General features: G+C 43.6%; 5 protein-coding genes and 1 pseudogene. 1 reads left to right on the top strand and 5 read right to left on the bottom strand.

Translation table 11 applies throughout. From position 1 onward, the window contains the following. Positions 1 to 222: 222 nt before the first annotated feature. On the bottom strand, positions 223 to 525 hold the full coding sequence (gene rpsN / locus C7B77_RS18790; RefSeq protein WP_106308231.1) for a 30S ribosomal protein S14: 303 nt from the start codon (positions 523 to 525) through the stop codon (positions 223 to 225). A gap of 523 nt (positions 526 to 1048) precedes the next feature. Here rpsN and cruF point away from each other — a divergent pair. Then, positions 1049 to 1930, top strand: coding sequence for a gamma-carotene 1'-hydroxylase CruF (gene cruF, locus C7B77_RS18785; protein ID WP_106308228.1), 882 nt, complete (start codon positions 1049 to 1051; stop codon positions 1928 to 1930). Between the two features lie 223 nt (positions 1931 to 2153). Here the strand turns inward: cruF and C7B77_RS18780 are convergent, their stop codons facing one another. The 4 genes and pseudogenes from C7B77_RS18780 to C7B77_RS18765 form a co-directional block, all read right to left on the bottom strand. After that, entirely contained in the window at positions 2154 to 2987 is an 834-nt protein-coding gene (locus C7B77_RS18780; protein WP_106308225.1) for a TIGR02452 family protein, read from the bottom strand. Positions 2988 to 3036: 49 nt separating this feature from the next. Further along, on the bottom strand, positions 3037 to 5706 hold the full coding sequence (locus C7B77_RS18775; protein ID WP_106308222.1) for a MinD/ParA family ATP-binding protein: 2670 nt from the start codon (positions 5704 to 5706) through the stop codon (positions 3037 to 3039). Between the two features lie 11 nt (positions 5707 to 5717). Next, the gene (locus C7B77_RS18770; RefSeq protein ID WP_106308219.1) at positions 5718 to 6152 is read right to left on the bottom strand and encodes a hypothetical protein; all 435 of its coding nucleotides are present in this window, start codon (positions 6150 to 6152) and stop codon (positions 5718 to 5720) included. A 30-nt stretch (positions 6153 to 6182) separates the two neighbouring features. Next, positions 6183 to 7666, bottom strand: a pseudogene (locus tag C7B77_RS18765) (mannose-1-phosphate guanylyltransferase); the annotation flags it as partial.

Raw genomic sequence — 7666 nt, 5'->3', positions numbered from 1 at the left:
GTATAAGAGACAGCTTTTTGCTTGGTGCGCTGTCTTGAACCAAACACATGCAGAGGGAACCTCCGCGTGATTTGGGTCGCTGTCTTGTCGCACACAACCAGGAGAAAACCTCCCCCCGGTCGATGCGCCGCTAAACCGTCGGGGAAACCGACGAGTGCGCATCCGCTACCCTCTACGCTCTATCCACATTCAACTTCAGACTTACAAAATAATAAGTCGATGCTACCAACTAGATTTGACAACGCCAGGTAACAAACCTTGGTGTGCCCATTCGCGGAGAACGTTCCGGGATAGACCGAAATCGCGGTAGTATCCACGGGGACGACCAGTAACCCAGCAACGATTGTGCAACCGAGTGGGTGCGCTGTTGCGAGGTAATTGTTGGATTTTGCGGTGAATTGCGAACTTCGCTTGAGCTGAGGGAGCATTTTTAAACTCTTCTAACAAAGCTTCCCGCTTTTCTGCATATTTTGCGACTAGTCGCTCGCGGTTTTTTTCCCGCTCGATCGTGCCTTTCTTCGCCATGGGTATAAATTTATCTATGTACAAAAACCTGAGCGGCTCTTGTCGAGCTACGCGCTTACCCGTATAAGTGCGTTACAAGAGTGCCAAACACTCAATTATAACTGGATTTAGATAATTTTGTCTAGAGGCGAGACAGATTCGATCGCCTGTTTCGATCTACCCGCTTGGCATCGCCAGATCTGCGGTGAGATCGATCGATAGTAAATACTCACTCGATCGATACTAAATTAGCGATTGAGTCGTAGCGATTACTCATGTAGACATTATTTATTTTGATAGATTTTCTGGCAATTTGAGCCAAATTCGAGCCAAATCGAGATTAATTGGGCAGTTATGTTGGTTGAATACATCATGCTACTTAGTAAAGATTTGTAAACTATTAGATAAACTTCATCCAATTTATAAATTGGGTAGTTGCGAACGCTCGATCTTCAAGCAGCAACGCGCGAGCTGTCAAGATCGAGCGGACACTTCAGACTCAAGTTGGATGAACTAGCAAACTTAATCTACATAGACGCGATCGATGGAAAAACTTATGCGTGTTGAGCGAAGTCTGCTGATCGGACATATTTTATCAATGGGGTTTGGTCTCGCCGGACTGCTGTTGGTGCTACCAAATACTGACTTTATTAATGCCTTACCCGACTTCGGCAAAACCGCTTTTGGCTGGTCGATGGCAGGTGGCGGCGTAGTCTATATGCTGTTGGGAACGTCAGCCGTAGCAGTATATGCTTACAGAACTCTGGGTCTTTGGCATTGTTTAGGATTTATGATTCCCGCGATCGGACTATCTTTGGTCAGTGAGTTATTGGGCACTAGTACGGGATTTCCGTTTGGGCATTATCATTATTTATCGGGATTGGGCTACAAAATTGCTGGGTTGGTACCGTTTACCATTCCCCTGTCATGGTTTTATATCGGCTTTAGTGCCTATCTCATCGCTCGTGCTGGCTTGGAAACTTTAGCCATTCCCAAAGTGGTTAAATATGTAGGCGCGATCGGTTTTGGCTCGCTGTTACTAACTTCTTGGGATTTCGTGCTCGATCCAGCCATGAGTCAAACTACAGTACCATTTTGGGTGTGGGAGCAACCAGGTGCCTTTTTTGGAATGCCCTACGAGAATTTTGCAGGTTGGTTCGGGACGGGAGTGGTATTTATGACCGTAGCGACACTAATCTGGCGGATGAAGCCGCTGACACTACCGACTACTCAACTCGGTTTGCCACTGGCGGTTTATCTGGGTAATTTTGGTTTTGCCACGATTACGAGTATCGCAGCCGGAATTTATATTCCCATCTTATTGGGATTAATTTTAGGAATTCTCCCGTTGGCGGTTCTTTATCAAATGGCAACTGCTCAACCTCGTGCAATTGGATCTGAGGGCTTAGAAGCAGAAATCATCTAAGTAGATGAGGATACAATACTTCTCGGTTAACAACTGCTGACGATTGAAATCGCAGCTTGTGATGCGAAGTCCGCCTGCGCGGACTAGCTAATTCTTGGCTTAACCGAGAAGTATTGGATGAGGATAGAGATGGGAAGGACAGATCCCTGACTGCTTCAACTTGACTGTAGCCAAGATCGAGTATTTTTAACAGAAAACCGCTAATGGCTACAGTTAAGCTTAGTTACGAGCTAAACCGCTGTTGAAAGGCGGTTAGTGTATCTACATTACTTTTGGAAGTATAGATTGCAAACACGACTCGATCGAAACAACCCACAAAGCGCGAATCTGTTAACCACTGTCCGAAGGCATCGGCTACTAAATTGGGATCGTTGCTAAATACCCCACAACCCCACGCTCCGAGTAATAACGATAGATGTCCATTATCGCGCGCGATCGCCAGCACAATGCCCGCACGTCGCCTGAGTGTTATCTCAATTTCGTCACCACAATTAGGATCGCGCCGTAAAGCTTGTCCCGCGTTGGGTGCGGGTGCGGTAATCACCGAGGCAAGGAAAACATCGTCGATTAATTCCCGATTGCGGACGCGAATCCAGGGTACGTTGGGCGAATAAATGACATTATCTGTATACAGTAGCGACTCACCCTGTCGATTGGCATCATAGTAGGCAGGTTGAGTCAGCAGACAGGGATAAATGCCCGAACAACGTGCCAAATCTTCCTCCTGAGCTTTGGCACCATTAATAAAGCCACCGCCAGGATTCCGCGCTGAGGCGAAGCTCAATAATACCAAATCGTTACATCCTTCAGATCGCACGAGTCGCTGGGCGGCAACTTGAGTCGTTTCGCTGGTGACTTCGATCGTGGGTTGTCGCTCGGATGTACCAGCGGGTGGTTGTTCTAATAGTGCAGACGATTGTTGCGGTGTATATAAAACCGTTTTCTTAACCGCCATCTGTTGCGCTGCCAGAAATTCAACTGTTTTCCCCGCACTATTAGTATATTTTCCTGCTTTGAGAATATTTAGTGTTTCTTGGGCAGTATTTTTGAGCGACATTGTTTCGAGCGGATTATTTTACAAGATTCTTTGATATCAAGATTAACAACTATTTTGTACCACTACGATTCATTTTGAAACCATATACATAAATATCTGCAAAGCCATAACGATCTTCTTTATCGCGCCATTTTGCTATGCCAATTTCATTTAATAAAATAGCAAACTCTTCAAATGTATATGCTGTTTCTATTGATGTTTGCAGCCAAATATCTTTTAGTTGTTCTTTTGGTAATAATGCTGGCAATCCTTCTAAAGCATTAAAAAAATTACTCAAGTCTGGATACTCTTGTTCGATGGCTTCACAACGTTCTGCGGATGCTTTTTCTAGTCCAATCTCTAGAGATTTACCTCTAATTAATCGATCGTCAGTAGAAGTTTGTACAGATGTTTGGCCTTTATACGTTAACTCTTGGGCTTTTGCTCCTTCCAGTAAAGCACTCAAACTCCGAGGAAAAGAAGTTCCACTTGAATCTGTCAATCGCTCATAAATCCATCTAGAAACAAATTTAGCCTTAGTTCCTGCCCGACGACGAATGCCCCACAACGGTTCTAGAGCGCGACTTAAAGTTTCTTCATTAGCCGTATCTATATTTTCAACTGGGGTAGATCGATCGACTAAAGACTTAAAATCTTGGGATTGAATTGCTTGACGTAATGCTAATCTTAAAAAATCTACTCTACTCCATTTTAAAATTAAATCTCGACCATTAAAATGACTTTTATTGTCAAAATTAAGCCGATTCCAAATATCTTCACGTAAAAATATTTTAAATCTAATCGATTCCAATCTTCGAGCATCGCAAGATTGAATCAACTGAAATAATCCTGTTAAGGCATCTTGTCTAACACCATCCCGCTCGGGAAAATCCTCATCTAAATCATCATACAAAAACCATAGGTATTTTCCTTTAGTTTGCTGTTCTTGATTTAATAGCCCTAGCGCGTCTGGAATTATTAGTTTAAATTCTAACTCTGTTGATAGTCGGAGAGAAGCTTGTGTATGCTCTGATTGCCAATCTTCTTTAGATAAAGACTTTAAAATATTTCTTAATGATTGAAACTTATCTCCCTTAATTATAGCTAGAAATCCAATACCTCGATCTTGATATACTTTAATAATTAAATACGCTCGCCAAAATACTTCCCAACTTCCTTTGTCTTCTATTAAAGATTGATGCACTATCTCAAACTCAGTTCGAGATGGACGACTTCGATCGAAGGCACCATGGCCAGACAAAAAAGTTACATTATCTAACCTACGATTTGCTAGTTTGTGTGCAATAGTTGAATGCTTTAATAATAATAAGTATAATGCTGTTTTGCCAGTACCTTTTCGACCCTTTATTAAACAAGTTGATGGTTCTAAAAATCTATCAAAATTAGCCGTCTTTTGAAATAAATCGTTCAAGTTTTGTTTGGGATCGGCAGCATTGAGTGGTGGAAAATTTAGACTTTCAATGATTTGCCAGCGTCGGTCTTCGTCGATGAGCTTTCCTCCAACTTCAGATTTAGACCGAGCGGCTCCTTCATCGATTGTATTAGCAATCCGATTATAATAATCTAGCAACCCAATAACGGGATATCGATCGGCAGTGGCAATTGGGGTTAGATATGGTACTATTAACAATTCTGATAAATCGTCATCTGAATCTAAACTATCTTCAACAGTATCATGATCTCTTTCAACATTCAATTTTTTTGAAATAGACTTAATTTTAGTCAGCCCGATTTCTGTTGTATCTGGAACTGGAGAAAATACGAAATCGATGGATATTTTACCAAAGGAATTAAGCGATTTCAATAGAACATCTATTCCCAGTTGATTTTGTTCGTTAGGAAAGAGGAACACGATCGCTCTATCTGCTGCTTCTAGCAAAGATAATGCACCCCATTGATTTATCCCTGTCCGAGAATCAACGAGGATAATATCCGGTTTAAGTCGATCGTTAATGTCATTTTTAAAAATAGACCAAAGTGTTTCGCCACGCTCGCTAACTGTTGTTGCACGCAGATCGTCAACCTTGCTAATATAATCTAAACTTAAAATACCAGCGGGAACGATAAATAATCTGCCTGATGTATCGGCAATCGTAACTTCACCAAAAATATCGCCGATTTCAATATCTGCTGGTACGCTATCTGGTAGATAAGCACGTTCGTAGAAATAATCAACGATCCCATATTTTGGTTCGGGCTGTAATTTAAAAGCAGTACTCAAACCTGGGGCTTCTAAATCCAAGTCCACTGCAACGACTTTATGTCCGCGATTAGCTAAAATCCAAGCTACATGAGTTAAAGCAGTAGTTCGACCTACTCCTCCTTTAAAGGAATAGAAGCTTACTGTCTGCGGAATACGTGGTGAGATCTCTGGTAATCGCTCGTGATTTTGGGGATTTGCAGCCCACAAGGCTAGATCGTGCCAAGTATGAACGATCGAACTATCTGGTTTTTGCGGACGAGATAGATTCAGAGATTCTCCTTCTTTTACTGTATACAGAGACATAAATCCTGAAGATACAGAAAACTCATTCAGTATATTTTGAATTCTATTTTTACGCTCTGGCATTGATAAATTCATCATGAGATCGCTAACGATCGTCAAGTTTACTAACGCAGAACTAGAAATATTTATATCTACCCATTCTAAGTGGGGATTTTTAGCGTATTCATTAGTAAGCTTTTCTTTAAGCTGTTGTTGCCAGTTCTCTCTCTGCATTCAATCTATCCTCAAAGTGTAGAAGCTTGTTTTTGCAACCAACCAATGAGACTTTTGTAAGCAAACAACCATTTTTTGTAATAATCTGCTTCACTAGCCTCACTACCACAGTAACGCATGTCAATAAAATGTCCTTGAGGATTTTCAACGATATTAATCCATTTTCTTACTTCTGGAAATTTTTGAACTCTAGAATTAAGACGGTTACACCTACTTAGAGCATCTTGAAAATCATGTCCTGGGTTAGTGATTGTATGTCCGGGATTGTTTGCTTCTGTTTTCCATTCGCGACTCGTTCCTCTTGGAAGATTACCTATAATAGTCGACTTGAGTAAGCATTCTACTGTTACTCCCCCAAAGTGCATAGCAGCAACTTGTCTATTGGAGAGATGGAGTACTTCGGTATCTTGGTGGCGTTCTAGAAAAGCATCTTGGTAATCTTCCATCGCTCGACTATTAATTATCTCTGACTCATTTTAATCGCTAGTCTGGCGATATTGCTCGATAAAATCTTGTACCTGCTGACGGTATTCGCGCATCGTTTCATCGACCCAATTACGATCGTTACCATTGACATAAATATGTACCAAAGGTTCGCCCGCATCGGGAAGAATTAAGATCCAGCGATCGTCTTGATAATTGACGATTTTGACACCATCTTCGGTATCTAAATATTCGGGTTGATGGGTTTCGAGAATGTGCCGCATTAAGCCGCCTTTAGCCGTCCAGGGACAGCGGATCGAGTGGCTGCGATAGAAGACACGGGGTAATTCGGCGCGGATGCTGCTCAGAGATCGATCTTGGCGAGTGAGCATTTCGATCAGTTTGGCGATACAGAACATCGCATCGAAGCCGGGGTGAAATTCGGGGAAGATAAAGCCCATTTCGCCGCTACCGCCGAGGACGACGTTGGGCAACTGTTGACAGGCTTCCATGAGAGCGGTAGGACTGGCTTTTGTGCGTTTGACTTTGCCCCCATGACGGCGGACGATTTGTTCGATCGCGCTAGAAACTTGGACGGGGACGACTACAGTGCCGCCAGGATAGGCTGTGAGGACGATTTGCACCATTAGGGCTGTCAGCATGTCGCCGCGAATTGGCACGCCTTCTTCGTCCACGAGGATCAGTTGTTCGCCATGTGCGGAGACTTGGACGCCGAAGGAGCCTTTGAGGGCAACGACAACATGTCCGAGCTGGTTTAATAAGGCTTCGCGTTCGTTGGCGGTGAGAGACATCTGGCTGAGGCTGGCGTTGAGTACTACCGCATCGCAGCCAAATTTGGATAAGAGCAGGGGGAGAATCGCACCGGAGACGGCGTAAACGTAATCGACGACTACTTTGGTGCTCGCATGACGAATCGCATCGATATTGAGTTGTTTTTGGAAGGCGGATTTATAGATTTCCATTCCTTGCGAAAAGCGATTGACGTCGCCGATTTCGGGAATTCGCGCGCGGCGGAGATCTTCTTTGAAATAAGCCGATTCGATCTTTTTCTCTTGAATGGTGGAGATATTAATGCCGCGATCGTCGAAAAATTCGACTAAGATCGAATCCATCCGATCGGGATGCAACCGGACGTGAATGCCACCGACGACGGTGACTTCATCTTGGCGTTGGCGCAAGGAGTAGATAATCTTCCGCGCGACGGGGATGGCGGTAGCTTCAAGATCTTGAACGTTAATTCCCACCGACATCAATCCAGCAATTAGCGATCGCGATACCATTCGCGAGACATTGCGTTGATCGCGCGAGACGGTGACTTGCGTTCCGGGTTTGAGCGTAGAGCCATAAGCAGCACCTAATTTGACAGCAAATTCTGGCGTAATATCGATATTAGCCAAGCCCTGTACGCCCCTTTGGGCGAAGAGATTCCGATGGGCGATTTGACCCCAGATCAGATTGAGATTGAGCACGGCTAAAGGTTCGATTTCTTTATTCGGCCATACTCGCACATTCGGGT

Source organism: Chamaesiphon polymorphus CCALA 037, assembly GCF_003003845.1.
In the GTDB taxonomy this organism is placed as follows: domain Bacteria; phylum Cyanobacteriota; class Cyanobacteriia; order Cyanobacteriales; family Chamaesiphonaceae; genus Chamaesiphon; species Chamaesiphon polymorphus.
This window is presented reverse-complemented; position numbering and strand designations above follow the sequence as displayed.

Bases quoted from the DNA above. Each gene is read 5' to 3' on its own strand.
- rpsN (WP_106308231.1), bottom strand. From the start codon at position 525: ATGGCGAAGAAAGGCACGATCGAGCGGGAAAAAAACCGCGAGCGACTA.
- cruF (WP_106308228.1), top strand. From the start codon at position 1,049: ATGGAAAAACTTATGCGTGTTGAGCGAAGTCTGCTGATCGGACATATT.
- C7B77_RS18780 (WP_106308225.1), bottom strand. From the start codon at position 2,987: ATGTCGCTCAAAAATACTGCCCAAGAAACACTAAATATTCTCAAAGCA.
- C7B77_RS18775 (WP_106308222.1), bottom strand. From the start codon at position 5,706: ATGCAGAGAGAGAACTGGCAACAACAGCTTAAAGAAAAGCTTACTAAT.
- C7B77_RS18770 (WP_106308219.1), bottom strand. From the start codon at position 6,152: ATGGAAGATTACCAAGATGCTTTTCTAGAACGCCACCAAGATACCGAA.